This is a genomic window from Streptomyces coryli (assembly GCF_011044975.1).
GTDB classification, from domain to species: Bacteria; Actinomycetota; Actinomycetes; order Streptomycetales; family Streptomycetaceae; genus Streptomyces; species Streptomyces coryli.
The window spans coordinates 16,590-41,743 of the sequence record NZ_JAAKZV010000030.1 but is presented as its reverse complement, the minus strand read 5'-3'; the positions used below and the strand labels follow the sequence as shown (position 1 = coordinate 41,743).

Here is a 25,154-nt window from a genome sequence, read left to right as displayed (position 1 = left end):
GTGTGGAGCCGCGTTATGAGCCTGGTCTCACTTTCCTTGCCGCCGCGCACGACCCCGCTTAGGGTCGAATCGCATGTGTGGCATTGCAGCTGTGTACAGCGAATCAAAGGGTGATCCCTCCCATATCGTGACCGCGGGCGTGCCGATGCTCTCGGGAATCACGCACCGCGGTCCGGACGACAGCGACCACTGGACGGTCGGACAGCGCGCCTGGCTGGGGCACACGCGACTGTCGATCGTCGACCTCGACGGGGGGCGGCAGCCCCTCGGGGACCCGGAATCCTGGGCCCTGGTTTGCAACGGCGAGATCTACAACCACGCCGACATCCGCGCCGCCCTCGACGGCGTCACCTTCGAGACCTCCTCCGACAGCGAAGCCGCCCTCGCGCTGCTGCGCGAAAACGGCACCGCGGGCCTGCAGCGCCTCCAGGGCATGTGGGCCCTGTGCGCCGCCACCCCGGACGGCCGCTTCGTCGCCGCCCGCGACCGCCTCGGCATCAAGCCGCTGTACTGGGCGCGGCATGACGGCCATGTCTACTTCGCCTCCGAGATCCGCGCCTTCCCGCGCGCCGCGCAGCCCGCGGTCGAGTCCTTCCCGCCCGGCTGCTACTGGACCCCGGAGTCCGGCGTCGTCCGCTTCGCCGACGTCGTCACTCGCGACGCCGCGGCCCGCGAGTGGGCGGATCTCGCCCCCGAGGTCGCCGAGAAGGCGACCCGCGAGGTCTTCGTCGACTCCGTGAAGCGCCACCTGATGGCCGACGTCGAGGTCGGCGTCTTCCTCTCCGGCGGACTCGACTCCAGCCTCGTCGCCGCCATCGCCGCCAACGAATACGCCCGGCAGGGCCGGCGGCTGAAGACCTTCGCCGTCGGCACGGCCGGGTCGCCCGACCTCCTCGCCGCCCGCGAAGCCGCCGCCTTCCTCGGTACGGAGCACCACGAAGCGGTCTTCGACGGGAAGATGGCGATCGCCGCCGTCGATGAGGTCGTCGCCTCCGTCGAGTCCTTCGACGCCAGCCTCATCCGCAGCGCCGTCCCCAACTGGTTCCTGTCGGAGCTGGCTTCGCGGCACGTCAAGGCGGTGCTGACCGGGGAGGGCGCGGACGAGCTCTTCGCCGGTTACGACTACTACCACCGGGCGCACGCCGCGCCCGACGAGCTCGACCGCGAGCTGGAGCGCACCCTCCGGTCGCTGCACGGGCTGAACCTGCAGCGCTGCGACCGCGTCACGATGGCGCACGGGCTCGAGGCCCGGGTGCCGTTCCTCGACGGGCAGGTGATCGCGCACGCGATGTCGCTGCCCGCGTCGATGAAGGGCATGGAGGTGCACGCAGGGGACCCGATGGAGAAGAGCCACCTCCGCCGCGCCTTCGCCGGCTGGCTGCCGGAGTCGCTGCTGTGGCGGCGGAAGGTGCAGTTCGGTACGGGCAGCGGGGCGCAGGATCTCTTCGCGCCGGTGTGGGAAGAGCGGATCAGCGAGGCCGAGTTCGCGGCCGGATGCAGCGCGGCGGGCGGCACCGAGCTCCGCTCCAAGGAGGAGCTCGCCTACTACCGCGCCTTCCGCAAGGCCCTGCCGGCGGTGCGCCCCGAGCGGGTGCTGACCCGCTTCGCCACCGCGTAGGGGTCATACCAGCAGGCGAAGTGCCGTCCCGGCCCGGCCCAGTCGGACGCGCTGACCCATCGTCAGCGTCAGCGCGTCCGACTCGATCCCGTCGCCGAAGGCGACGAGGCGGTCCGACTCGACCGTGAGCTGGAGGCTTTCACCGCCCGCCAGGGCGCCCCGCACCAGCTCCGTCCCCGTCGCCGGAGACGGCCACGCCTCCCGTACGAACCACACCAGCTCCCCATCGGTCGGCGACGGGAGGCGCCCGCCGGCGCCGGTCTGCTGCCACACCGAGCGCAGCCAGCCCGTGGCGCCCGTGCCCGTGCCGACCAACAGGCCCGAGGAGGCCTGGTGTTCGGCGGGTCCCTCCGCGCCGCGCGGGTGCAGGACGTAGCGGGCCGTCTGGTGGGTCGGCTGGCCGATGTAGATCTCGTTCAGGGCCAGCAGGCGCTGCGTGTCGTCGGCCACCGCCTCCGCCATCGTCAGCTCGTCCGCGGTGGGGTGCGGGAGGGTCGCCGCGCGCAGCAGTTTGGGCGCGTCCGGCGCCCGGTGGCGTACCAGAACGCCCGGGTTGCGGCCCGGCTCCGTGTCGATGCCGATGACCGGCTGCCCTGACAGGTACTTGGCGACGTTCGCCACCAGGCCGTCCTGGCCGACCACCACGATCACGTCCTCGGGGGAGAAGAGGAAGCGGTCCAGGTCGGAGCGCTCTACCCGGGCCCGGCGCCAGTCCGCGGGGATCGCGTGTGCGACCTCGTCCAGCGTGGCGCGGACGGACGCGTCAGCCTCGGCAGCCGCCTCCGCGTCCTCGCCGCGCGAGGCCAGGAAGAACCTCGCCTGGCCCGGACTGCCGTGCCGGGCGTGCAGCTTGGCGTACTCCGTGGTGCGGTGCACCAGCACCGCGCGGGGGGCGAGGCTCACCGGCGGTCCTCCTCCGGAGCGGTGCCGTTGCCGAGCTTGCTCAGCAGGCCGGAGAGCAGGTCGGGGGTGATGGTGAGGCTGCGGACGCGGGGCAGGTTGTCGGCGAGGCGCATCGAGGCGAGGGTCTGCAGGGCGGACTCGTTCAGCTCGGTGTGGGCGCGCAGCCATTCGGCCTGGGCGTGGGCCTTGGCCTGGCCGGTTTCGCGGGTGGCCGCGGCCTGGGCCTGCGCGAGGCGTACGGTGCGGGCCGCCTCGGCCTCCGCCCGGACGCCGTCGGCCGCGGCCGCCTCCTCCGCGTCGCGGCGGGAGTTGGCGCCCTGCTGGGCGATCAGCTGCTCCTCGCGGCGGGCCAGTTCGATCTTGTTGGAGAGCTCGTTCTCCGCGATGGCGCGCTCCCGCTCGACCGCCACGGCGCGGCGTTCGTACGTGGCGCGGTCGGCCTCCTGCTGGATCTGCTCGCGGGCCGGGGTGCGCAGGGCGCGCTCCACCTCGGGTTCGGGGCGGATGGCGACGACGCGGGTGGCGACCGTCTCCAGCCCGGTCGCCGGGAGGCGGGGCTCGGCGGCCAGGGCGCTGCTCACCCGGTCCCGTACCGCCGCCACCCCGTCGGCCATCGCATCGGCGAGGGTGGTGCGGGCCAGGACGTCGAGGGCGTGCTGCTGGGCGGTCTCGGTGAGGAGGGTGGCCAGCTGCTCCAGCGGGTTGCCGCGCCAGGCGCCGGTGTCCGGGTCGACGGAGAAGTCGATGCGGGTGGCGGCGACGGGCGGGTCGCTGACCCGGTAGGTGACCGTCGCCTGGACCGTGACGTCCTGGAAGTCTGCCGTACGCGCGTGAAAGGTCATGGCCAGCTCGCGGTCGTCGACCGGGACCTCGGAGAGCGCGGCGGTGCGCGGGCGGAACCAGAAGCTCAGGCCCGTACCGTCGTGGACCGTCTTGCCGCGGCGGAGGTGGCGGATGTGGGCGGTGGGCGCGGAGCGCAGGTGGCGCCAGCCGAGGCGGCGGGTGATGTCGGCCATGTGTGGATCCCCCTTATCGTCAGGATGACGGTAAGGGCTAGCGGGTCATGGTCGCAAGGGCCTTTTTCAGTTCGGTGCGGCAGAGGTGGTCGGCCTGGCGGGTCGTCTCCGGCTGGCGGTAGCGGGGGGTGAGGGCGAGGGTGTGGGCGCAGGCCGTGTCCAGGCCGATGCGGTGGCCCACGGAGACGAAGACCGGCTTCACGGCGGGCTGCGTGCGCAGGGCGCGGCCGACCTCCTCGCCCGCGTCCAGCAGCGGGGAGTGGTCGCCGCGGGCCGGGCCCGGGGCCTCGTACGAGAAGGCGAACGGGGTCTTCGCGAGGCCGAAGCACGGGAGGCCGGTCTCCACGCCCAGGTGGACCGCCAGGCCCGCGCGGCGCGGGTGGGCGAGGCCGTAGCCGTCGCAGACGACCAGGTCGGGGGTGGTGCGCAGGCGGTCGAGGGCGTCGAGGACCGGCGGCAGTTCGCGGAAGGCCAGGAGGCCGGGCACGTACGGGAAGCGGGCCCGGCCCACCGCGGTCGCCTGCTCCACGACCGCCAGCGTCGTCGCGTCCAGGACCACGGCGGCGGCCGCGAGCAGATCGCTGCCCTCGTCGTACGCCACGTCGACGCCGGCGACCGTACGCACAGCGCCGGGCGGCGGGCCGGATTCCTCCAGCACCGCCGCCCGGCGGATGTGCTCTTGTGCGGTTTTCGCTTCGGCCTCGGTCAGCATGAGGCCGGAGTGTACGGACCGGCTAGGGGCGGTCCTCGGGGGGCGGGTAGCCGACCGGGCTCTCTTCGTCCGAGCCCTCCGTCGGGGCGATGGTGAGCTCGAAGTCGCCGTCGTAGAGCTCGTGTCCGGCGAAGACCGCCTCCTCCACCAGCCGCTCGCCGTGCTCGCCGCGGACGATCAGCGGGTCGTGCCGCAGATCGCTGAGCAGCGCGATGCACAAGCCGATCATGACGATCATGAACGGCACCGCCGCGAGGATGGTGAGGTTCTTCAGGCCCGTCAGCGCCTGGTCACCGCCGCCGCCGATGAGCAGCATGACCGCGGCCACGGCCCCGGTGAGCACGCCCCAGATGATGACCACCAGGCGCGTCGGCTCCATCGTGCCCTTCTGCGACAGCGTGCCCATGACGATGGACGCCGCGTCCGCGCCGGAGACGAAGAAGATGCCGACGAGGATCATCACCACCAGCGTCGTCACGCCGGCCATCGGGTACTGGTCCAGGACCTTGAACAGCTGGCCCTCGGCGGTCGCCTCGGCCGTCAGGTTCTTGCCGTCCGCCTCCAGCTTCATCGCCGTGCCGCCGAAGACCGCGAACCAGATCAGGCTGACGACGCTCGGCACCAGGATCACGCCGCCGACGAACTGCTTGATGGTGCGGCCGCGGCTGATCCGCGCGATGAACATGCCGACGAACGGCGTCCAGGAGATCCACCAGGCCCAGTAGAAGACCGTCCAGCTCGACAGCCAGTCCGCGACCGCCTTGCCGCCCGTCGCTTCCGTACGGGAGACCATCTGCGGCAGCTCACCGAAGTACGAGCCCAGGGAGGTGGGCAGCAGGTTGAGCTGCATGATGGTCGGGCCCGCGATGAAGACGAAGAGGACCAGCAGCGCGGCGAGCACCATGTTGATGTTCGACAGCCACTGGATGCCCTTCTCCACGCCGGAGACCGCGGAGAGGACGAAGGCGGCGGTGAGCACCGCGATGATCGTGATGAGCAGGCCCTCGCCGATGGCCTCCTTGGTCCAGCCGACCTCCTTCACGCCGCTGCCGATCTGCAGCGCGCCGAGGCCCAGCGAGGCGGCGGAGCCGAAGAGGGTGGCGAAGATGGCGAGGATGTCGATGACCTTGCCCCAGCCGCCGTTGGCGTGCTTCTCGCCGATCAGCGGGGTGAAGACGGCGCTGATCGTCTGGCGCCGGCCGCGGCGGAAGGTGCTGTACGCGATGGCGAGGCCGACGACCGCGTAGATGGACCAGGGGTGCAGGGTCCAGTGGAAGAGCGTGGTCGCCAGCGACGTCTCCATCCGCTCCGGCGCCGGGGCGTCGGCCGGGTGGGTGCTCGGCGGCGGGTCCACGAAGTGCGTGAGCGGCTCGTTCACGCCGTAGAACATCAGGCCGATGCCCATGCCGGCGCTGAACATCATCGCGACCCAGGAGACCGTGCGGAACTCCGGCTCCTCGCCCTCCGGGCCCAGCGTGATCTTGCCGTACTTACTGAACGCCAGCCACAGCGCGAAGATGACGAAGCCGGTCGCGGCCAGGACGAACGCCCAGCCGCCGTTGTGCATCGCCCCGTTGAGGAGCTTCGTGGACACGCTCTCCAGCGAGTCCGTGGCCACCGCGCCCCAGATCACGAAGGCCAGGGTCAGCGCGGCTGTCACGCCGAACACCACCCCGTCGGTGCGGGGCTTTCCGGGTGCCCAGGCGGGCGCCTTTTCCTCCACCCGTTTATCCGTCACTTTTGCCTTGCCTTTCATCCGTTCGGCAGATCAGACATACGGCGGCGAGGTCCCGCGCGACGCATGTGACATGCCGGTTAGGCCTGTGTTCAGCCCTTTGGGGGTGCGGCCGCGGGGGCGGCCAGGGCCAGCAGGGTCAAGCGCCGCCTGCCCGGGGTGTGCGGGTGCCATGCGTGCGACATGTGTGCGGTGTGCGTCGGGAGGCGTGCGGGGGCCGGTATTGCCTTGGCGGGGGCGGGTGGTCGTGGGTGAGGTCCTGGGTGAGACTGAACACCCTTGTAGCTTTGGACGATTGGAGTCCTCATGAAGCTCGGACTTGCCCTTCCCACCGCCGGAGAGCACGCGTCACCGGAAGCCATCGGCAGCGTCGCGGAGGGGGCGGAGCGGATCGGCCTCGACCGGGTGTGGGCCTTCGAGCGGCAGATCGCGCCCACCGGGCCGGTGGGGATGGGCGGCCAGTCCTTCGAGCTGCCGGAGAACTACCGCACCGTCTACTCGCCGCTCGAGGTGCTGGCCTTCGCCGCCGCCCGGACGTCCACCATCGGCCTCGGCACCAGCATCATCATCGCGCTGCTGCATCAGCCGGCCGCGCTCGCCCGCAGCTTCGCCACGCTCGACCAACTCTGCGGCGGCCGGCTCATCGCCGGGCTCGGGCAGGGCTGGATGAAGGAGGAGTTCGAGGCGGCCGGGGTGCCGATGGAGCGGCAGGGCGCGGGCTTCGGCGAGTTCGTCGACGCGCTGCGGGCGGCCTGGGGCCCGGACCCGGTGAAGTACGAGGGCAGCCACTACACGATCCCGGAGTCGTATCTGAACCCCAAGCCGGTGCAGCCCGGCGGCCCGCCGATGATCGTCGGCGCCTTCGCGCCGGCGTCGCTGCGCCGGGCGGCGCGGCAGGGCATCGGCTTCAACCCGGTGATCCAGCCGGGGATGGACCTGAGCGCGCTGGAGGGGGTCGTGCAGGGCTTCCACGCCGCGGAGCGCGAGGCCGGGCGGGAGGCGGGCGGCCTGCCCGTCGTGCTCCGTATCAACGCCTCCCTCTATGACGAGCCCGTCGAGGAGCGCGGGCTGCTCAGCGGCTCGCCGGAGCAGGTGGCGGAGGACCTGCCGCAGGTGGCGGCGCTGGGGGTGGACGAGGCGTTCTGGTCGATGGACTACGACCCGGTGCTGCCGGGCGATCAGCTGGCGCGGATGGAGCGGCTGGTCGCGGCGGCGGGGAAGACGCTGGGCTGATACGGGGCTCTGATACGGGGCTCGTGGGATCGTTCAACGATTGGTAGGGTCGGCAGTCCGTCGCCTGCCGAGGAGCAAAGATCGTGAACGACACCGACAAGCTGGTCGCCGGCTGCGCGGACCGCGCCAAGGCGGCGGCCGCGTCGCTGGTGGGGGCCGAGGATTCCGTCATCGACGGGGCGCTGCGGGGCATGGCCGCGCGGGTGCGGTCCGCGGAGCAGGAGCTGGCGGCGGCGAATGCGGAGGATCTCGCCGCCGCCGATCGGAACGGCATGTCTCCGGCGCTGATGGACCGGCTGCGGCTCGACGAGCCGCGGCTGGCGGCGATGGCCGATCAGCTGCTCGTCCTCGCCGACGTGCCGCACGATCTCCGCGACCGGGTGGTCGAGGACCGCCCCGACGGGCTGACGCTGATCGAGCGCCGCCTGCCCGTCGGGGTGATTGGCGCCAACTTCGAGGCCCGCCCGAACGTCACCCTCGACATCGCCTCCCAGTTCCTGAAGTCGCGTAACGCGGGGGTGCTGCGCACCGGTTCCGCCGCGCTGCGCTCCGCGCAGGCGCTGGTCGACCAGGTCGTCGCGCCCGCGCTGGCGGACGCCGGGCTCGACCCCGATGCCGTGCAGCTGGTGCCCAGCGAGGACCGGGCGGCCGCGTACTCGCTGGTGCGGCTCCCCGCGACCGTCCCGCTCGTCATCCTCCGCGGCAGCGGCGACAGCACCCGCGACCTCGGCAACGAGGCGGCCCGGCACGGCGTCCGCACCCTCGCGCACGCCGATGGCGGCGGTGTTCTTTACGCGGGTGCGGCGGCCGATGCCGCGATGCTGCATGAGCTGATCGCCGCGAGCCTCGACCGGCTCGGCGTCTGCAACCGGCTCAATCTGCTGCTGCTCGACCGCGGTCGTTACGACGAGCTGCTGCCCGGTGTGGTGAAGGTGCTGGAGCGGCTGGGCATCGCTGTCTCGCTGCCGCCGCACGACCATCCGCGCGGTTACGAGTGGGCGCTCGACGACGACCGCTCCGCCACCGTGACGATCGACGCCGCGGACGGGCCGGTGGACGCGGCCCGTATCGCCAACGAGGACACCTCGGGGCTGGCGGCGGCCGTCGTGACGGGGGATGCCCAGGCCGCGGCCGACTTCATGAACGCCTATACCGGGGCCGGGGTCTTCTGGAACTCCAGCACCCGGCTGCTCGACGGCTTCAAGCTGCTGCGGCTGCCCGAGACCGGGATCAATCTCGACCGGGTGCCCGGGCCGCGCGGGCCGGTGAGCTTCCGGGACCTGTATCTGCGGCAGCACGTCGTGGTGCCGACGGCGTGACGGCGGCGGACTTCGCGGCGCTCGCCGACAGCCGCACGCAGCCAGGGCCTGTCTGGAGTTTCCCGTCTGCGCCCCGACGCCCGGCACGCACCCTCGCCGCACGCCGCCCCCGGACAGGTGGCTCCGCCACATGACCGGCGACAGCGCACGCCGAGCGCACGCACCGGACGCCGCTGCGCCGCGCTCCGCGCGAACGACGGGAAACTCCAGACAGGCCCTGCCGCGGACCAGCACGGCGGAGCGGGTGGCGGGGATTCTCCGTACGCGCATCGCCGAGGGGCGCTTCCGGCCGGGGACCCGGCTGTCGGAGGACGCGATCGGAGAGGCGCTCGGGGTGTCCCGCAATACGCTGCGGGAGGCCTTCCGGCTGCTCACCCATGAGCGGCTGCTGGTGCACGAGTTCAGCCGCGGGGTCTTCGTGCGGGTGCTGACGGCGGCCGATGCCGCGGAGCTGTACCGGGTGCGGCGACTGCTCGAGTGCGGGGTGCTGCGTGAGCTGGGGGCGCCGCCGTACGCCGTGGACGACCTCGCGGCCGCGGTCGCCGAGGGCGAGCGGGCGGCGGCCGGCGCCGACTGGCAGGCCGTGGCCACCGCCAACATCCGCTTCCACCGCGCCCTGGTCGTCCTCGCCGGCAGCCCGCGCACCGACGAGCTGATGGCGGCGCTGCTGGCCGAACTGCGGCTCGCCTTTCAGGTGGTGGACGCGCCGCGGGAGCTCCATGAGCCGTTCGTGGGGCGCAATGCGGAGATCCTCGCGGCCCTGCGGGCGGGGGAGGCCTCGGTGGCGGAAGCCCGGCTGCGGGCGTATCTGGAGGAGTCCGGGGAGCTGGTGGAGCGGCTCTTCGCGGGCTCTTAGAAGCCTCTTAGGGGCGGGCGCCAGCTTGGTGGCATGCCGAGCCCGCGCCATGCCCGTACCGCCCGCCGACCGCGTCGCCGCCGGATCGCCGTGTGGTGCGGCGCGGTGGTGCTGCTCGTCGTGGTGGGGGGTGGGGCGATGGCCGCGTATACGGGGCTCAGCGGCAATATCGCCACCACCGATCTGCACTCCCGGCTGGGCTCGGACCGGCCGCCGCGCAGTGGGGCGGGGATGAACATCCTTGTGCTCGGGTCGGATTCGCGGGCCGGGGAGAATCAGTCGTACGGGGCGGGGGTCGCGGGCGCCCGGTCGGATACCGCGATGCTGGTGCATGTGGGGGCGGGGCGTAAGAGTGCGGCGGTGGTGAGCGTGCCGCGGGACACGATCGTCCGGCGGCCTGCTTGCCCGCTGGACGGTGGTGGTACGGCGCCGGGGGAGCGGGCCGCGATGTTCAACACCGCGTACGGCGTGGGCGGGAACGCCTGCACCGTGAAGACGGTGGAGGGGATGAGCGGCATCCGCGTCGACCATGTGATGGAGATCGACTTCACGGGCTTCAAGCGGCTGATCGACGCGATGGGCGGGGTGAGGGTCACGGTGCCGCAGGCGATCCATGATCCGAAGAGCGGCCTCGACCTGGGCAAGGGGACTCATCGGCTGCGGGGCGAGGAGGCGCTCGCCCTGGTCCGTACGCGCTACGGGATAGGCGACGGCAGCGATCTGGGCCGGATACGGCTGCAGCAGAAGTTCATGGCCGCCCTGGCCGACCAGCTCAAGTCGGAGGGCCTGCTCGGCGACCCGGTCCGCCTGTACAAGGTCGCGGACGCCGCGACCTCGGCCCTGACCACGGACAAGGAACTCGGCTCCCTGAGCGCCTTGCTGGGCCTGGCCCGCAGCCTGAAGGGCGTCAACCCGGACGCCATCACCTTCCGCACCCTGCCGGTCCGCCCGTATCCCGCCGACCCGAACCGCGTCGAGCCGTCTCAGCCGGCCGCCGGTGACCTGTGGCAAGCCCTCCGCGAGGACAAGCGGCTGCCGCCGAAATCCTGAAGCCCGGCTGCTCAGCGGCGCTCTGCGTGGCCGAAGCGCTGGTTCAGAGCCGTTTCGATCTGTTCCGGATCGCGGCCGCGGGTTTCTGGGAGGTACTTGCTGACGAAGACGAAAGCTACTGCGCAGATTGCTGCGAAGATCCAGAAGGTTTCGCCCTGGCCGATGGCGCCCGCGAGGGGGAGGAAGGCGAGGCTGACGATGAAGTTGGAGATCCAGTTGACGGCGGTGGAGACGGCTGAGCCTTCGGCGCGTACGGAGGGCGGGAAGATCTCGCCGATCAGGGTCCAGAAGATCGGGCCGAGGCCGCCGGCGAAGGCGGCGATGTAGATCACCATGAAGAGCAGGGTGAACAGCGAGTTCATGCCGGTCATGAAGGCCAGGCCGAGGAGGAAGACCGAGACGGCCATGACGGCGAGGGACACCAGGATCATCGGGCGGCGGCCCGCCTTGTCGACGAGGCGGATCGCGACGATCGTCATGGCGAGGTTGATCACGCCGATGCAGACGGAGTAGAGGATCGAGTTCGAGGCGTTGAGGCCGGTCTTCTCGATGATGGTGGGCGCGTAGTAAATGATCGTGTTGATGCCGCCGAACTGCTGCACCGCGGCAAGCGTGAGGCCGACGATCAGCGCCGGGCGTACGTCAGGGGCCAGCAGTCGCTTGCCGGTCTCCCCGGCGCTCTTCGCCGCCGCCTGCTTCTCCCGGTCCTCCGCGATCCGCTGCTCGGCGCGCTCGACCAGCCGGTCGGCGGTGGCCTCGTCGGTGAGCGCCGCGATGCCGCGGTGGGCCCGGTCCTTCTGCCCGTGCGCGATCAGCCACTGCGGCGACTCGGGCAGGAACCACAGCGCCGCCGCCACCAGCACCAGCGCCGGGATCGCGCCGACCGCGAACATCGCCCGCCACGCCTCGTTGCCCGCGAAGACGAGGTTGACGAGGTAGGCGACCAGGATGCCGATGGTGATCATGAGCTGGTTGAGGGTGAGGAGGCGACCGCGGATCGCCGTCGGGGAGATCTCCGACAGATAGACCGGCACCGTCGCGGACGCGGCACCGACCGAGAGGCCCAGGACGATGCGGCCCGCCATCAGCACGAGGTAGCCGTTCGCGAGCGTCACGATCGCCGTACCGATGAGGAAGATGACGCCGATCAGGCCGAGCGCCTTGCGCCGCCCCAACCGGTCCGACAGCTTTCCGGCCCAGGTGGAGCCGAGGGCCGCGCCGATGAGCAGGACGCTGACGACGCTGCCCTGCTGGAAGGAGTTGAGGTCGAAGTCGTCGCGGATGTACAGCAGCGCGCCGGAGACGACGCCGGTGTCGAAGCCGAAGAGGAAGCCGCCGACCGCGATCGCGGTCGCCCAGCCGGTGATCTTCCGCTTCGCCGCCTGCGGGAGTTCGGCCTCGGTGATCGGCCCGGCGGTGCCGGGTTCCCGCGAGAAGCCCTGAACCATGACGTGTCCTCACTGCCGGCCCCTTGCTGATCATGGTCGCTGGCCGCGGCCGCCGCTGCGGGGTGGGGGAGAGCCGATCGGGTGACCCGGGGGGCATGTCACATCCGGGACGGCCCACCCGTCTTACGGGCAGCGGGCACTCCTCGAAGGGCGGCGGCTATGGGGCGGGAACGGAATGCACGGCAGGTCGGCGGCGGCCACGGCCACGGCGTCGTCATCGGATCCAGCCTCGCCGGGCTGGCCGCGGCGCGGGCGCTGGCCAACTTCATGGACCGGGTGACGGTGATCGAGCGGGACCCGCTGCCGCCCGGGCACGCGGGCCGGCGCCGTGGCGTACCGCAGGCGCGGCATCCGCATCCCCTCACCGCCGCCACCCAGCAGGGCCTCGAAGACCTCTTCCCCGGCATCCGCCAGGACCTGCTCCGGGCCGGCGCGGTCCGTATCGCGCTGCCCGAGGACGTGCTGCTGCTGGGGCAGGGCGGCCGGCCGCCACGCTTCGGCTCCGGGCCGCCGCTGCTGAGCGCGGGGCGTGATCTTGTCGACGCGACGGTACGGAACCGGCTGCGCGCCGACCGCACGGTGTCCTTCCTGGCAGGGCACGAGGTCGTCGGGCTGCGCCCGGGGCCGCAGGACACGGTCACCGGCGTGTGGGCCCGCGCGCGCGACCGCCGCGCGCCGGACGGGTGGGGGCGGCGCCGCCTCATTCCGGCGGACTTCGTGGTGGACGCCTCGGGCCGGGAGTCCCGCAGCCCGGAGTGGGCGGCCGAGCTCGGCTACGAACCGCCCGCGGTGACGCTGCATCCGGGGCACGGCACGCATACCGCGGCCGAGTTCGCGCCGCCGCTCGGCCATGTCGCCGACTGGAAGGCGCTCTGGCTGACGGGCGGCCCCGGTGACCCGGGGGCGGCGGTGCTGCACCCCGTCGAAGGCGGCCGCTGGTCGGTCGCGCTCCGCACCCCGGCGGGCGAGCCGGCGCCCGCCGACCACCGGGAGCTGCGCGCCGCGGCGGCCCTCCGCGACCCGGTGCTCGGCGACGTACTGGAAGCGGCCACTCCGCTCGGCCCGGTCTACCGCTTCAGCGGCACCGACAGCCGCTGGCGCCACTACGGGAAGCTGCGCCGCTGGCCCGACCAGTACCTCGTCGTCGGCGACGCCCTGGCCACCCTCGACCCGGCCCACGGGCAGGGCATGACGCTCGCCGTGCAGGCCGCGAACGTCCTCGACGCCATGCTGGCGGCGCACGGCACGGCGATCGGCATCACCTACCGGCTGCGCCGGGCGCTGGCGCATGAGTTGGCGCCCGCCTGGCGGACGGCGATCCGGCGGTCGCGGCACGAACCGCGGACCGCCGCGTCCCACCGGCTCAGGTCCGCGCTCGGCCTGCAGCCGCTAGGGTCGCTCTGAGCGGTCGCCCTAAGCGGTCGCTCAGTCGCTCAGGGAGAGGCGGATCCGGTGGCAATCGTCGACGCATGGATGCAGCACCCCACGCTGCGGCACTCGAATCACGAGATGTTCGAGTCGCTGCGCCGGTGGACGGGGATGGCGCTGCTGGAGGAGGAGTTGCCGGTCAAGGCGACCGTCGCGGCGCTGGCCGCGGGGGATGTCGAGATCGGGCTGGCGTCGGCCTGGTACGGGCCTGAGGGGGCGCTGGTCAGCAATGACGAGGTGGCCGGGTTTGTCGCCCAGGCGGAGGGGCGGCTGCGCGGGGTCGCCGGGGCCGATCTCACCAAGCCGGTCGCGGCCGTGCGGGAGTTGCGCCGTGCGGTGGAGGAGCTCGGCTTCGTCGCGCTGCGCGTCGTGCCGTGGCTGTGGCAGCTGCCGCCCACCGACCGGCTGTACTACCCGCTGTATGCCGCCTGCGTCGATCTCGGGGTCCCGTTCTGCACCCAGGTCGGCCACACCGGGCCGCTGCGGCCGTCCGAGACCGGGCGGCCCATTCCGTATATCGATCAAGTCGCGCTCGACTTCCCGGAGCTGACCATCGTGTGCGGGCACATCGGCTATCCGTGGACCACGGAGATGATCGCGGTGGCCGACAAGCACGCGAATGTCTATATCGACACCAGCGCCTACACCGCCCGCCGTTATCCGCGCGAGCTGGTGGAATACCTGCGGGGCCGGGGGCGTAAGAAGGTGCTCTTCGGCTCGAACTACCCCATGATCACGCCGGCTCGGGCGCTGGAGCACCTCGGTGAGCTCGGCCTGGACGCGAAGGCCACGGAGCTGTTCCTGTCCGGCAATGCCCGGCGGGTCTTCAAGCTCTGAGGGGGGCGGTTCACCTGGCCGTGGCGGTACGGATGCCAAGGCCGATCAGCACGGCTCCCGCCACCCGGCTCATCCCGCGCCGGAAGCGGGGCGTGTCGATCACGGTACGCGCCGCGGCCACCACGGACGACCAGAAGAGCAGCCACACCAGCGCTACGGCGATGTGCGCGAGCGACAGCACGGCGATCTGCGGCGCGATGGCGTGGTCGGTGGTGAGGAACTGGGGGACGAGGGTGAGATAGACCGACGCCGCCTTGGGGTTGAGGACGTTGGAGAACAGCCCCTGCCCGAAGCCGCCTAGCCGCGACCAGGGGAGGCGCGGGCGCCGCCGTCGCGTCGCCGGCTCGGCTCCGCGATGCGTAGAGCGCCACGTGGTCACGCCGAGCCAGACGAGATAGACACCGCCCGCGACCTTCACCACCGTCAGCGCCTGCGCCGACGACATGACCAGCGCCGACAGGCCGACCGCCGCAAAAGTCGCGTGCACCAGCAGCCCGCACACCGAGCCGAGCGCCGCGCGGACACCGTCGGCCCGCGAGCCCGCGATCACCTGCTGCGTCACCAGCGTGAAGCTGGTGCCGGGGAGCAGCGTCAGGGGCGTAACGGCCGCTACGAAGGCAAGGACTTGATGCCACTGCACGCCATCGAGCCTAAGCCAGGACCATGCCGAGCGACCGCTCCAGGCCCGCGGCCCCCTCGTCCGTCAGGTGCACCACGCGCGGGGCGGCGCCCCAGCGCACCCAGTCCAGTGCGAACAGCCGCGCCGTCAGGGCCGCGCCGAGGCCGCCGGCGAGGTGGTGCTGGTGTTCGCTCCAGTCGACGCAGTAGCGGATCGCGGGGCGGCGCGGGGGCAACCGGTCGGTGTCGACGCCGAGTTCGGCGAGCTGCCGGTGGCCGCTGCGGGTGAGCTCGTAGCGGATGTCGTGTCCGTACGAGGAAGGACGGTCGCGCACCGCCTTCTCGGGGCGGTGGATGCCGTCGTAGCCGGTCAGGACGCCGCGGTCGAGCAGCGACTGCATCAGGGCGACGCCGAGCTGTCCCGCGAGGTGGTCGTAGCAGGTGCGGGAGCGGTGCAGGGCGTTGGTGCGGTTGCTCTGCTTCAGCGAGGTGATGGGGAGCGGCGGGGCGATCAGCGCCAGCGCCTCCAGGGCGGCGCTGATGTCGGGTCCTGCGAGGCGGTAGTAGCGGTGCCGGCCCTGCCGCGTCACCGTGACGAAGCCGCCCTCGGTCAGCTTGGCCAGGTGCACGCTGGCCGTGGCGGCGCTGACCCCGGCCTCGCCGGCGAGCGCGCTCGCGGGCAGCGCGCGGCCGTCGGCCAGGCACTTGACCATCAGGGCCCGCGAGGGGTCGGCGATCAGGGCCGCGGCGCGGGCGATGTCGGTCTGCTGCTTGAGCGGGTGGGCGTCCGGCATGGTCGTAGCGTACGACATCGACACTTTGACGGGTGACGAAGCATCCGGCTTCGATGATCTCTGCATGACCTCCACGGACCTCGGCGGCCGGACGGCTCCACCGCCGCCCGCCCCCGCACCGGCCGCGCGGCCCGCCCTCGCCCTGCCTCCGCTGATCGCCCTCAGCCTCGGCTACTTCCTGGTGATGCTCGACGTCACCGTCGTCAACGTCGCCATCCCCGGCATCCGCACCTCCCTCGCCACCGGTGCCGCCGCCCTGCAGTGGATCGTCGACGGCTACAGCACCGTCTTCGCCGGCCTGCTCCTCCTCGGCGGCGGCCTCGCCGACCGGCTCGGGCACCGCCGCGTCTTCCTGGCCGGCCTCGCCGTCTTCACCGCCGCCTCGCTGGCCTGCGGCCTCGCCGCCTCCCCTGGCGTCCTGATCGCCGGGCGGCTCGCCCAGGGCGCGGGGGCGGCGCTGCTCGTGCCCGCGTCGCTCGCGCTGCTCCAGGCCACCTATCAGGACCGGGCGCTACGGGCCCGGGCCATCGCGATCTGGGGCGCGGTCGCGTCGGTCGCCTTCGGCGCGGGTCCGGTGGTCGGCGGGCTGCTGATCTCCGCCTTCGACTGGCGCTCGGTGTTCCTGCTGAACCTGCCCGTCGGCGCGCTCGCCGTCCACCTCACCCTGAGCCATCTGCCCGCTTCCGCCCGTACGCCGCAGCGCCGCCGCATGGACCCCCTGGGCCAGCTGCTCGGCATGATCGGCCTCATCGCCCTCGCCGGCGGCCTCAACGAGGCGGGCGCGCGCGGCTGGACGTCCCCGCCGGTCCTGGCCGCCTTCGGCGCCGGCGCGGCCGCACTGGTCGCCTTCGCGCTGGTCGAGCGCGGCCTGGAGGCGCGGGCGGCGGCCGGCCGCACCGAGCGCGCCCCGCTGCTGCCGCCGTCCCTCTTCCGCTCCGGCGCCTTCACCGGCACCGCCGCGATCGGCCTGCTGATCAGCCTCGGCTATTACGGGATGCTGTTCCTGACCACCCTGTACTTCCAGCAGGAGCGCGGCTTCAGCGCGCTGGCCACCGGGCTCGCCCTGCTGCCGTCGGTGTGCATGGGGCTGATCGCGGCGCCGCTGTTCAGCCGGGTCGCCGCCCGCACAGGGCCGTATGTCCCGATGGCCGCGGGTCTCGCGCTGGGGACCGCGGGCTTCCTCGGCTGGCTGCTCGCCGGGCCGCACACCCCGTACCCGGTGCTGCTCTTCGCCCTGATCGCCACCGGCCTCGGCCAGACCACGACGGCCCTGGCCGCCACCGCCGCGATCATCGACGCCGCCCCGGCGGCCGGGGCGGGCATCGCCGCCGCCGTCTTCAACGTCTCCCGGCAGACGGGCAGCGCCGTCGGCGTGGCGCTGTTCGGCACCTTCGCCGCCGCCTCCGGCAGCTTCACCGCAGGCCTGCGGCTGTCCGCCGCGCTCGCCGCCGGCTCCTTCGCCGCGGGTACGCTGCTCGCCCTGGCGGTGCGGCGGAGAGCGGCTCTGTGACTTCCTCCGGTTATCCACCAGTTCCGTACGAAAGGACGCTTCCCACCATGAGCGACGCCATCAAGTCCACCAAGGTGCTGCACTACACCGCCTTCGCCACCACCCCGGACGGCGGCAACCCCGCCGGGGTCCTCCTCGACGCGTCCGGCCTGGACGACGCCGCGATGACGGCGATAGCCGCCGAACTCGGCTACTCGGAGTCCGCCTTCCTCACCCCGGGGCCCGACCCGGACGACAGCCGGTCCTTCACCCTGCGCTTCTTCAGCCCCAAGGCGGAGGTGGACTTCTGCGGCCACGCCACCGTCGCCACTGCCGTGGCCCTCGGCGAGCAGCACGGCGCCGGTGACTTCTCCCTCCACACCCAGGCGGGCCTGGTGCCGGTCACCGTCCGCGAGGAGGGCGGGCTGCTCAAGGCCACGCTCACCAGCGTCCCGCCCCGGGTGGACGAGGTGGACCCGGCCGACGTCTCGGAGGCGCTGGCCGCGCTCGGCTGGGCGGCCGGCGAGCTGGACGCGGCGCTGCCCCCGAAGATCGCCTACGCGGGCGTCCGCCACCTGGTCCTCGCGGCCGCGACCCGGGAGCGACTGGCGGATCTGGACTACGACTTCGACCGCCTGCTCGCCCTGATGCTGCGCCTCGGCCTGACCACGGTGCAGCTGGTCTGGCGCGAGTCGGCGACGGTCTTCCACGTCCGCGACCCCTTCCCCATCGGCGGCGTCGTCGAGGACCCGGCCACCGGCGCCGCGGCGGCGGCCTTCGGCGGGTACGCCCGCGAACTGGGCCTGGTCGAGCCGGACGAGAAGCTGACCCTCCACCAGGGCCACGACATGGGCCGCCCGTCCCTGCTGGAGGTCGAACTGCGGCGCGGCGAGCCGCAGATCCGCGTCTCCGGCACCGCGATCCGGATCTGACGGGGGCGGAGCACGCACGCACCGGGGCCCAGCGGCGGCGAGCCGCTGGGCCCCGGTGCGTGGTAACCGGGTTGGTCAGTTGATCAGTTGGTGCTCGCGCCGCGGCGCCATCCGCCCGGCCGGGACCTCAGCCCGGTCCTTACGGGACAGCTTCGCGCCCTCGACGTCCAGGTCGGGCAGCAGCCGGTCGAGCCAGCGCGGCAGCCACCAGGCGCTCTTGCCCAGCAGGGCGAACAGCGCGGGCACGATCGTCATGCGGACGATGAAGGCGTCGAAGAGCACCGCCGCCGCGAGGCCGAAGCCGATCATCTTCACGAAGTCGTTGTCCTCCACGATGAAGCCCGAGAACACGCTGATCATGATGGCGGCCGCCGCGGCCACCACCCGGCCGCCGTAGCGGAAGCCGGTGACGACGGCCTCGCCGGGCCGCGCCCCGTGGACGTACGCCTCCCGCATGCGGGTCACCAGGAACACCTCGTAGTCCATCGCCAGTCCGAAGACCACGCCGATCATGAAGATCGGCATCGTGCTCATGATCGGGCTCGGCTGGTCGACCCCGAACACCTCGGCGAGCCAGCCCCACTGGAAGACCGCGACGACGGCGCCGAGCGCGGCGGTGACCGAGAGCAGGAAGCCGAGCGCGGCCTTCAGCGGTACGAGGATGGAGCGGAAGACCACCATCAGGAGCAGGAACGCCAGGCCCACGATCAGGCCGAGGTAGGGCAGCAGCGCGTCATCGAGGGTCTTGGAGAAGTCGATGAACATCGCGGTCTGGCCGGTGACCAGCACCTCGGCGCCGGTGTCCGCCTGGAAGCCGGCGGCCTGGCCGCGGATCGAGCGGACGAGGTCCTCGGTCGCGGCGTCGGTGGGTCCGGTGGCCGGGACGACGTTGAGGATCGCGGTGTCGCCGGCCTCGTTGGCGGTGGCCGGGGTGACGGTGGTGACGCCGTCCTGCCCGGCGAGCCGCTTGCCGACCGTCTCGGCGGCGGCCTTGGCGTCCTGGCCTTCCACGGTGATCATCAGCGGCCCGTTGAACCCGTCGCCGAAGGACTCCGACAGCATGTCGTAGGCCTTGCGCTGGGTGGTGTCCGTGGCCATGGTGCCCTCGCCGGGCAGGCCCAGCTCCAGGCTCGCGGCCGGTACGGCGACCGCGCCCAGGCCGACGACGGCCACGACCAGTACGGCGACGGGGTGGCGCAGCACGTAACGGGCCCAGCGGGAGCCGAGGTTGGGCTTGCGGCGGGCGTCCTTCGCCGCGCGCTTGGCGGCCTTGCGCTGCTGGCGGGCGGTGAGCGGCTTGCCGGTGAAGTGCTTGCGGTCCCGGCGGCGCAGCACCTTGACCGGCGCGAAGGCGAGCAGCGCGGGGACGAAGGTGAGGGCGACGAGTACGGCGACGGCGACCGTACCGGCGGCGGCGAGGCCCATCTTGGTGAGCATCGGGATGTTCACCACGGCCAGGCCGGCGAGGGCGACGATGACCGTAAGACCGGCGAAGACGACCGCGGAGCCCGCGGTGCCGACGGCCCGGCCCGCGGCGTCGGCGCGGTCGCGGCCCTCGGTGAGTTCGGCGCGGTAGCGGGAGACGATGAACAGGGCGTAGTCGATGCCGACGGCGAGGCCGAGCATCATCGCGAGGGTGGACGTGGTGCTGGACAGGCCGAGGGTGGTGCCGAGCGCGGTGATGGCGCTGATCCCGATGCCGACGCCGATGAGGGCGGTGAGCAGCGGCATGCCGGCGGCGATCACCGAGCCGAAGGTGAGGACGAGGACGACGGCGGAGATGATGATGCCGATCTGCTCGCCGGTGCCCTTCATCGCGGCGTCGACCTTGACGGCGTCACCGCCCGCTTCGGCCTTCAGCCCTGCGTCGCGGGCGTCGGCCAGCGCGTCGTCGAGGGCCTGGTGGGCCTTGTCGCCGACCTCGGCGGCGGGGACCTTGTAGGTGGCCACGGCGTACGCGGTCGAGCCGTCCTTGCTCACCGTCTTTGTCGCGAACGGGTCGCTGACGGAGACGACCTGCGGGGACTTCTTCAACTGCCCGACCAGCGCGTCGACATCGGCCTTCTGCGCCGGGGCGGAGATCTTCCCGCCCTCCGGTGCCCGCACCACGACCCGCGCGCTGGCCCCGTCGGCGCTCGCGTCCGGGAACTTCTTCTCCAGCAGATCGAAGGCCTTCTGCGACTCCGTACCCGGCATCGAGAAGGTGTCGGCGGGCGGCGTCGGGGCGGAGGAGGCGGCGACGCCGGCGCCGCCGAAGACCACCACCCACAGCAGCACCATCAGCCATCGCCGCCGGAAGGCGAGACGGCCCACTTTGTAGAGGAAGGTAGCCATGGCGGGAACTCCTGTCGGGGTGGGGGGAATTCGAACCTTGTGGTCCACACCCTCCGCTCACCCGCTTTCAGGTAGCTCTCAGCAGGCTTTCAGCGCGCTTTCAACGGGTTTCTGCGGTGCGGCGGCCTGCGGCCACCAGCAGGGTGAGCGCGGCCAGGGCGGCGCCGAGCCAGAGCACGCTCGTGGTGGAGAGGGCGTTGACGGCGAAGCCGCCGAGGAGCGCGCCGAGGGCTATGGAGAGGTTGAAGGCCGAGACGTAGAGGGAAGAGGCGGCTTCCGTGTCGTCCGGGGCGGACTTGAGGATCCAGGTCTGGAAGGTGACCGGGACGGCGCCGTAGCCCAGGCCCCACAGGACGAGGATCGCGGTGGCCGAGGCGATGCCGGTGTCGGCGAGGGCAAGGGCCGCCAGCGCGGTGGTGAGGATCAGCGCGAGGCCGAGGACGGTCTGCCGCAGGCGCGCGCCGATCAGAGCGCCCGCGATGCGCCGGATGCGGAAGGTCTACCGCCGCCGCCGCGACCAGCTGACCACCACCCTCGCGGACCGGGCCCCGCACATCACCGTCACCGGCATCGCCGCGGGCCTGCACGCCGTCCTCGAACTCCCCGCCGGCACGGAGGTGACCACCCTGCGCGCCGCCGCCCGCCACGGACTGGCTCTGGACGGCCTGGCCCCCTACCGGCACCCGGACAGCACCGCACCGGCCCGCGACGGCCTGGTCATCGGATACGGGACGCCGGCGGAACATGCCTTCGCGGGCGCCCTGGATGCCTTGTGCGTGGCGCTCCGGGACCGCTGAAACCCACGGACGGCATCGGTCTCCCCTGTCAGGGAGGGAGACCGATGCCGACCGCCAATGGGGGGTCAGTCAGGGCCTACCCGGCATCGGCCCCGATGTTCGGGGTGCCGGGGATGGTGGCCCCGTAGTAGTCCACGCCGCCGTTGTCGGGCACAGAGGCGCCCTTCTGCAGCGCCGGGGAGCCGGACTTGAGCGTGTACGCCGACGGGCACGGCTGCGGGCCCTTGCCCGAGGTCGGGGTCCAGGTGCAGGTGTTGCCGCCGCCGGGTGCGGTGAAGAGCGGGTCGCCCCACACCGCGTTCGACTCCTTGCCCGCGGCCTTCCAGGCGGCGAAGTCGGGGTAGGTGGTGCCGCCCCAGCGCCAGCCGCCGGTGTTCGACGGGCCGTAGTAGAGGTTGTTGGAGAGGGTCATGCCGGTCTGGCCGTACGGGTTGTAGTAGAGCTGGCCGGCCTTGCCGTTGTCGCCCTTGTTGGCCATGTGGCAGATGTTGTTCTTGATCTGCGAGCCGCTGGCCCAGGTGCCCGAGGTGTAGCCGAAGTTGAAGCAGGCGCTGGCGCCCGACTTCACGTTGTTGGTCTGGTCCTTGTCCGTGTAGAAGGTGTTGCCGTAGACGGACAGCGGCTTCTTCGGGGCGTTCGGGACCACGTTCATCAGGCCGCCCTGGGCATTGGCCCAGTCGTCGTTCTCGGAGATGTTGTAGCGGAAGGTGTTCGGTCCCCAGACCCGCGAATTCACCGTCGAGGTGAAGGCCAGCAGCCCGTTGCCCGCGTTGTCGTGGGTGTAGTTGTACTCCACCACCGAGTCGGTGGTGCCGCCGTCGAGATCGATGCCGTCGAAGTCGCAGCCGGCGGTGAAGGCCGGTGACGGCTGCACCCGGTAGACCTCGTTGTTACGGATGGTGACCTTGCTGGCCTCGTACGCCATGATCCCGCTGGTGCCGCCGCAGGAGGTGACGTTGGCGCCGATGTCGTGGACGACGTTGTTCTGGATGACGGCGCCGTTCCAGCCGCCCGCGGTCAGGGCCGCGCCGACGCTGTTGGCCTTCATGCCGAGGTTGTAGACGGTGTTGCCCTCGACCCGGACGTTGGTGATGTTGACGCCGGAGCTCCAGCCGTAGATGCCGGGCCCGGACTTGGAGGTCACGCTGTCGCCGTGCAGCTTGTTGCCCAGGATCTGCACGTCGTCCAGCGGCCCGGTGTTGGCGTTCACCGCGTACCCGAGAATCATGATCTGACCGCCGAAGGCGCTGCTGCTGCCTTCCGGGGTGGCGAAACCGGAGATGTCCGAGTTGGTGACCTTCAGGCCCTTGGTCGCCGTCGACGACTTCTGATTCTGCAGCAGCACGCCGGCGGCGGTGGTGCCGCCGTTGACCAGCTTCAGGTTGTCCAGCTGGAAGCCGCTCACGTTGTCGGCGTTGACCGCCGCCGAGAAGTCCCCGGTGCAGTTGGACTTGAGCGTGGCCTGACCGGTGCCGTACGAGGTCACCTTGAACGGCGTCGTCGCCGACGAGGTGGGCACATTGTCGCCGTTGAAGGTCAGGCAGCCGGTGGTCGTCTGGCCGCCCTGGAAGGCCACGGTGCTGCCCTGCGGGAAGGTGAAGCCGTTGACCTTCGCGGTCGACTTCCAGGCCTGGTCCGGTGAGGTGCCGGCATTGCTGTCACTGCCGGTCGGCGACACGTAGTACGTGGTGGCGGCGGCGCCCGCGGTGCCGGTGGTGGCACCCGCGAGGCCCAGGCCCAGCAGGCCCGAAGTCGCCAGTCCTGCCCATAGCTTCGTTCTCGTTCTGGTTCGCATGCTTCTCCCAATTCGTGGATGGGGCACGTGCTTGGCAGAGCTCTGGTGCGGCACTCCTTTCTTCAGGTGATCAAGAGGGTGCGCCGGGCCCGGGTCCGCGAGCTGGTCCCGGTGTGGAGGTGGATCTCGCCCGGCTCGACGGTGAACACCCCGGCGGGGTCGTTCGTCCAGTAGCCGACGTCGTCGGCCCCGAGGGTGAAGCGGACCTCCCGCTCCTCGCCCGCCGCCAGCCGGACCCTGCAAAAGCCGCGCAGGCGGCGGACCGGCTGAGCGATGCTCGCGGCGGGGTCCTGGACGTAGAGCTGGACGACCTCGTCGCCCGCGCGGTCGCCGGTGTTGCGGACGGGGACGGTCACCTCGACCGTCGCGCCCGCGCGCAGCTCCTCCGCCCCGACGCGCTCCCTGCTCAGCGAGGGCTCGCCCACCGCGAAGGCGGTGTAGCTCAGCCCGTAACCGAAGGCGAACTCCGGGCCGTCGGCGAGGTCGAGATACTTCGAGACGTACTTCACCTCGGGGGCGGCGGGGTCGTACGGGCGGCCGGTGCGCTCGTGGTTGTAGTAGAGCGGGACCTGGCCGACGGCCCGCGGGAAGGTCACGGGCAGCTTGCCGCCCGGCACGACGGCCCCGGTCAGCACGTCCGCGACGGCGGGGCCCGCCTCGATGCCCGGGTGCCAGGCGAGCAGGATCGCGGGGACCTGGTCCGCCCAGCCGCCGATCGTGAGCGGGCGGCCGCCGACGACCACCACGACGCACGGGGTGCCGGTCGCCGCGACCGCGTCGATCAGCTGCTCCTGGGCGCCGGGCAGGCCGAGGTCGCTGCGCACCGCCGCCTCGCCGCTGATCGCGGCCGGCTCACCGACGACGAGCACGACGGCGTCGGCGGCCTCGGCGGCTGTTACGGCCGCGGGGATGCCGGACGTGTCGAAGCCTTCCGCCGGGACCCCCGCGGCATGAGTGATGTCGGCCTCCGGCAGCGCCTTGCGCAGCCCGTGCAGGACGGGGACCGCCTCCGGGGCGCCGGGAAGGGACCAAGTGCCCAGCAGATCACCGGAGTCGGCGAAGGGGCCGATCACGGCAAGTGAGCGCAGGCCAGGCCCGTCGAGAGGCAGCAGCCCGCCCGAGTTCTTCAGCAGCACCATGCACCGCCCGGCCGCCTCCCGCGCCGCCGCCCGCGTCTCGGCGGTCGGGCCGGTGACCGCCGCGGACTCCTCGGCGTACGGGCGCTCGAAGAGCCCGAGCCGCAGCTTCAGCCGCAGCACCCGGGCCACGGCGTCGTCCAGCCGGTCCGCGCTCAGCGCTCCGGAGGCCAGCAGGTCCCGGCCGTGGTCGGCGAAGGTGGTGGACACCATCTCCATGTCCACCCCCGCGGTCACCGCCCGCCGGGCCGCCTCCGCCTCGTCGGCCGCGTTGCCGTGCGGGATCAGTTCCTGGACGCCGGTCCAGTCGCTGACCACGACGCCATCGAAGTCCCAGGCCTCCTTGAGGATGCCGGTCAGGGTGTGCGGGTTGGCGTGGGCCGGGATGCCGCTGATGGTGTTGAAGGCGGCCATGACGGTGGCGGCGCCGGCATCGACGGCGGCCTGGAACGGCGGCAGGTAGAGATTGCGCAGCCGCTGCTCGGATACGTCGACGGTGTTGTAGTCGCGGCCGCCTTCCGCGCCGCCGTAGGCCACGAAGTGCTTGGCGCAGGCGGCGAGCCGGTCCGGCGCCGCCAGGTCGGCGCCCTGGTAGCCGCGGACCTTGGCCACCGCGTAGCGGGTCGTCAGATACGGGTCCTCGCCGAGGCTCTCCGCGATCCGGCCCCAGCGCGGCTCGCGGGTGACGTCCATCATCGGGGAGAACGTCCAGTGGATGCCGTTGGAGCGGGCCTCGCGCGCGGAGACCTCGGCGTCCCGCTCGGTCACCGCCGGGTCGAAGGCGGCGGCCTGGGCGAGCGGGATGGGGAAGGTGGTGTGGTAGCCGTGGATCACGTCGAGGCCGAAGACCAGCGGGATGCCGAGCCGGGACTCCTCGACGGCGATGCGCTGCAGGGCATTGCTCGCCTCCGCGCCGACGACATTGAGCACCGAGCCGAGCAGTCCTTTACGGGCGGCGGCCTCGGCCGCCGCCGTATCGCCGCCGCCGGGCCCGGTGTCCCAGGCCCAGGCGAGCTGCTGCAGCTGGCCGAGCTTCTCCTCGACGGTCATCCCGTCCAGGAGTTCCTTGATGCGAGACTCGTGATCATGGCCGCTCATGGCGGG

General features: G+C 72.2%; 20 protein-coding genes and 1 pseudogene. 10 read left to right on the top strand and 11 right to left on the bottom strand.

The window, feature by feature from the left end; translation table 11 throughout:
* Nucleotides 1-73: 73 nt before the first annotated feature.
* Nucleotides 74-1,618 (top strand): asparagine synthase (glutamine-hydrolyzing), encoded by a 1,545-nt coding sequence (asnB, locus tag G5C51_RS10155; RefSeq protein ID WP_165235247.1) that lies wholly within the window; start codon nucleotides 74-76, stop codon nucleotides 1,616-1,618.
* Nucleotides 1,619-1,621: 3 nt separating this feature from the next.
* Here the strand turns inward: asnB and G5C51_RS10150 are convergent, their stop codons facing one another.
* Genes G5C51_RS10150 through G5C51_RS10135 form a run of 4 tightly spaced genes read right to left on the bottom strand, consistent with a single transcriptional unit; the run spans nucleotide 1,622 to nucleotide 5,987 of the window.
* A complete protein-coding gene (locus G5C51_RS10150; RefSeq protein WP_165235244.1) occupies nucleotides 1,622-2,521 on the bottom strand; it encodes an NAD(+)/NADH kinase in 900 nt (299 codons plus the stop codon).
* The gene (locus tag G5C51_RS10145) at nucleotides 2,518-3,537 is read right to left on the bottom strand and encodes an SPFH domain-containing protein (protein WP_165235241.1); all 1,020 of its coding nucleotides are present in this window, start codon (nucleotides 3,535-3,537) and stop codon (nucleotides 2,518-2,520) included. The genes G5C51_RS10150 and G5C51_RS10145 overlap by 4 nt, the downstream gene beginning before the upstream one ends.
* Nucleotides 3,538-3,574: 37 nt before the next feature.
* Nucleotides 3,575-4,249 carry an endonuclease V gene (locus tag G5C51_RS10140; RefSeq protein ID WP_165235238.1) on the bottom strand — a complete coding sequence of 225 codons (675 nt, stop codon included), beginning with the start codon at nucleotides 4,247-4,249 and terminating at the stop codon, nucleotides 3,575-3,577.
* Between the two features lie 22 nt (nucleotides 4,250-4,271).
* On the bottom strand, nucleotides 4,272-5,987 hold the full coding sequence (locus G5C51_RS10135; RefSeq protein WP_338118079.1) for a BCCT family transporter: 1,716 nt from the start codon (nucleotides 5,985-5,987) through the stop codon (nucleotides 4,272-4,274).
* 303 nt (nucleotides 5,988-6,290) lie between these two features.
* Between G5C51_RS10135 and G5C51_RS10130 the strand changes: the two genes are divergently transcribed.
* From G5C51_RS10130 to G5C51_RS10115, 4 genes are all read left to right on the top strand, one after another.
* Entirely contained in the window at nucleotides 6,291-7,217 is a 927-nt protein-coding gene (locus G5C51_RS10130) for a TIGR03619 family F420-dependent LLM class oxidoreductase (protein WP_165235232.1), read from the top strand.
* Between the two features lie 83 nt (nucleotides 7,218-7,300).
* Nucleotides 7,301-8,536, top strand: coding sequence for an aldehyde dehydrogenase family protein (locus G5C51_RS10125; RefSeq protein WP_165235229.1), 1,236 nt, complete (start codon nucleotides 7,301-7,303; stop codon nucleotides 8,534-8,536).
* Nucleotides 8,537-8,666: 130 nt separating this feature from the next.
* A complete protein-coding gene (locus G5C51_RS10120; protein ID WP_165235226.1) occupies nucleotides 8,667-9,392 on the top strand; it encodes a GntR family transcriptional regulator in 726 nt (241 codons plus the stop codon).
* 33 nt (nucleotides 9,393-9,425) lie between these two features.
* A complete protein-coding gene (locus G5C51_RS10115) occupies nucleotides 9,426-10,442 on the top strand; it encodes an LCP family protein (RefSeq protein WP_165235223.1) in 1,017 nt (338 codons plus the stop codon).
* Between the two features lie 11 nt (nucleotides 10,443-10,453).
* On the opposite strand, the gene G5C51_RS10110 is transcribed toward G5C51_RS10115, so the two are convergent.
* Nucleotides 10,454-11,890, bottom strand: a complete 1,437-nt coding sequence (locus G5C51_RS10110; RefSeq protein WP_165235220.1) for a sugar porter family MFS transporter — start codon at nucleotides 11,888-11,890, stop codon at nucleotides 10,454-10,456.
* Nucleotides 11,891-12,049: 159 nt separating this feature from the next.
* On the opposite strand from G5C51_RS10110, the gene G5C51_RS10105 reads away from it, so the two are divergent.
* Both G5C51_RS10105 and G5C51_RS10100 read left to right on the top strand, forming a co-directional pair.
* Nucleotides 12,050-13,294 (top strand): NAD(P)-binding protein, encoded by a 1,245-nt coding sequence (locus tag G5C51_RS10105; RefSeq protein WP_165235217.1) that lies wholly within the window; start codon nucleotides 12,050-12,052, stop codon nucleotides 13,292-13,294.
* A gap of 48 nt (nucleotides 13,295-13,342) precedes the next feature.
* Nucleotides 13,343-14,155, top strand: a complete 813-nt coding sequence (locus G5C51_RS10100) for an amidohydrolase family protein (protein ID WP_165235214.1) — start codon at nucleotides 13,343-13,345, stop codon at nucleotides 14,153-14,155.
* Between the two features lie 10 nt (nucleotides 14,156-14,165).
* Here G5C51_RS10100 and G5C51_RS10095 read toward each other — a convergent pair whose 3' ends face one another.
* Complete coding sequence (locus tag G5C51_RS10095) at nucleotides 14,166-14,795, bottom strand: LysE family transporter (protein ID WP_165235211.1); 630 nt, start codon at nucleotides 14,793-14,795, stop codon at nucleotides 14,166-14,168.
* Between the two features lie 10 nt (nucleotides 14,796-14,805).
* Nucleotides 14,806-15,567 carry an ArsR/SmtB family transcription factor gene (locus G5C51_RS10090; protein ID WP_240929527.1) on the bottom strand — a complete coding sequence of 254 codons (762 nt, stop codon included), beginning with the start codon at nucleotides 15,565-15,567 and terminating at the stop codon, nucleotides 14,806-14,808.
* Between the two features lie 64 nt (nucleotides 15,568-15,631).
* On the opposite strand from G5C51_RS10090, the gene G5C51_RS10085 reads away from it, so the two are divergent.
* Both G5C51_RS10085 and G5C51_RS10080 read left to right on the top strand, forming a co-directional pair.
* Nucleotides 15,632-17,077, top strand: a complete 1,446-nt coding sequence (locus G5C51_RS10085) for an MFS transporter (protein ID WP_165235204.1) — start codon at nucleotides 15,632-15,634, stop codon at nucleotides 17,075-17,077.
* A 47-nt stretch (nucleotides 17,078-17,124) separates the two neighbouring features.
* Nucleotides 17,125-17,988, top strand: a complete 864-nt coding sequence (locus G5C51_RS10080; protein ID WP_165235201.1) for a PhzF family phenazine biosynthesis protein — start codon at nucleotides 17,125-17,127, stop codon at nucleotides 17,986-17,988.
* 75 nt (nucleotides 17,989-18,063) lie between these two features.
* Here the strand turns inward: G5C51_RS10080 and G5C51_RS10075 are convergent, their stop codons facing one another.
* Together G5C51_RS10075 and G5C51_RS44000 are read right to left on the bottom strand one after the other, a co-directional pair.
* On the bottom strand, nucleotides 18,064-20,322 hold the full coding sequence (locus G5C51_RS10075; RefSeq protein WP_165235198.1) for an MMPL family transporter: 2,259 nt from the start codon (nucleotides 20,320-20,322) through the stop codon (nucleotides 18,064-18,066).
* 100 nt (nucleotides 20,323-20,422) lie between these two features.
* Entirely contained in the window at nucleotides 20,423-20,776 is a 354-nt protein-coding gene (locus G5C51_RS44000; protein ID WP_338118082.1) for an MFS transporter, read from the bottom strand.
* Nucleotides 20,777-20,801: 25 nt separating this feature from the next.
* On the opposite strand from G5C51_RS44000, the pseudogene G5C51_RS10070 reads away from it, so the two are divergent.
* Nucleotides 20,802-21,119, top strand: a pseudogene (locus G5C51_RS10070) (PLP-dependent aminotransferase family protein); the annotation flags it as partial.
* Nucleotides 21,120-21,195: 76 nt separating this feature from the next.
* Here G5C51_RS10070 and G5C51_RS10065 read toward each other — a convergent pair.
* A complete protein-coding gene (locus G5C51_RS10065) occupies nucleotides 21,196-22,914 on the bottom strand; it encodes a right-handed parallel beta-helix repeat-containing protein (RefSeq protein WP_240929526.1) in 1,719 nt (572 codons plus the stop codon).
* A gap of 62 nt (nucleotides 22,915-22,976) precedes the next feature.
* The gene (locus G5C51_RS10060) at nucleotides 22,977-25,148 is read right to left on the bottom strand and encodes a glycoside hydrolase family 3 N-terminal domain-containing protein (protein WP_165235195.1); all 2,172 of its coding nucleotides are present in this window, start codon (nucleotides 25,146-25,148) and stop codon (nucleotides 22,977-22,979) included.
* Between the last annotated feature and the right edge of the window lie 6 nt (nucleotides 25,149-25,154).

Excerpts from the sequence above, each read along its gene's own strand:
- asnB (WP_165235247.1), top strand. The coding sequence starts at position 74 with ATGTGTGGCATTGCAGCTGTGTACAGCGAATCAAAGGGTGATCCCTCC.
- G5C51_RS10145 (WP_165235241.1), bottom strand. The coding sequence starts at position 3,537 with ATGGCCGACATCACCCGCCGCCTCGGCTGGCGCCACCTGCGCTCCGCG.
- G5C51_RS10140 (WP_165235238.1), bottom strand. The coding sequence starts at position 4,249 with ATGCTGACCGAGGCCGAAGCGAAAACCGCACAAGAGCACATCCGCCGG.
- G5C51_RS10130 (WP_165235232.1), top strand. The coding sequence starts at position 6,291 with ATGAAGCTCGGACTTGCCCTTCCCACCGCCGGAGAGCACGCGTCACCG.
- G5C51_RS10120 (WP_165235226.1), top strand. The coding sequence starts at position 8,667 with ATGACCGGCGACAGCGCACGCCGAGCGCACGCACCGGACGCCGCTGCG.
- G5C51_RS10115 (WP_165235223.1), top strand. The coding sequence starts at position 9,426 with ATGCCGAGCCCGCGCCATGCCCGTACCGCCCGCCGACCGCGTCGCCGC.
- G5C51_RS10110 (WP_165235220.1), bottom strand. The coding sequence starts at position 11,890 with ATGGTTCAGGGCTTCTCGCGGGAACCCGGCACCGCCGGGCCGATCACC.
- G5C51_RS10105 (WP_165235217.1), top strand. The coding sequence starts at position 12,050 with ATGGGGCGGGAACGGAATGCACGGCAGGTCGGCGGCGGCCACGGCCAC.
- G5C51_RS10090 (WP_240929527.1), bottom strand. The coding sequence starts at position 15,567 with ATGCCGGACGCCCACCCGCTCAAGCAGCAGACCGACATCGCCCGCGCC.
- G5C51_RS10085 (WP_165235204.1), top strand. The coding sequence starts at position 15,632 with ATGACCTCCACGGACCTCGGCGGCCGGACGGCTCCACCGCCGCCCGCC.
- G5C51_RS10080 (WP_165235201.1), top strand. The coding sequence starts at position 17,125 with ATGAGCGACGCCATCAAGTCCACCAAGGTGCTGCACTACACCGCCTTC.
- G5C51_RS10075 (WP_165235198.1), bottom strand. The coding sequence starts at position 20,322 with ATGGCTACCTTCCTCTACAAAGTGGGCCGTCTCGCCTTCCGGCGGCGA.
- G5C51_RS10065 (WP_240929526.1), bottom strand. The coding sequence starts at position 22,914 with ATGCGAACCAGAACGAGAACGAAGCTATGGGCAGGACTGGCGACTTCG.
- G5C51_RS10060 (WP_165235195.1), bottom strand. The coding sequence starts at position 25,148 with ATGAGCGGCCATGATCACGAGTCTCGCATCAAGGAACTCCTGGACGGG.